Genomic DNA, 328 nt, shown 5'->3' with positions numbered 1-328 from the left:
GGGGGAAGTTTTGAAACGTTCGGCTTCGAGGCGCTTGAGCCAAAGGCAGAAGCCGTTGCGCTCCCAGTACAACACCTTGATGCGGTTACGGGCTTTATTGAGGAAGACGAAAAGTACGGGGTCGAACACGGCGACTTTGATGTCCAGCTCGACCAGGGCGGTGAGGCCGTCGATGGATTTTCGAAAATCCACAGGCTTGGGGTAGAGGTAAACTTTTTCGACTTTGCTGTCGGGACGCATCATGGCGGACTGGCTCCAGAAAGAAATCGGGAGCGCAGCATCGGGCTTCAGGTAGTCGCTTGGAATGTGGGCTTCATGGAGCGGACAC

The 328-nt window shown here is 55.5% G+C and carries 1 protein-coding gene; it reads right to left on the bottom strand.

The window, feature by feature from the left end:
• Positions 1-243: IS66 family insertion sequence element accessory protein TnpB (tnpB, locus tag HU770_RS26860; RefSeq protein ID WP_238349561.1), on the bottom strand; the 243-nt coding region annotated here is incomplete at its 3' end.
• Positions 244-328: the final 85 nt, after the last annotated feature.

Source organism: Pseudomonas sp. SWRI68 (assembly GCF_014269165.1).
GTDB lineage: Bacteria > Pseudomonadota > Gammaproteobacteria > Pseudomonadales > Pseudomonadaceae > Aquipseudomonas > Aquipseudomonas capeferrum.
The sequence above is the reverse complement of the archived record's forward strand: the minus strand, read 5'-3'. Positions and strand labels throughout refer to the sequence as shown.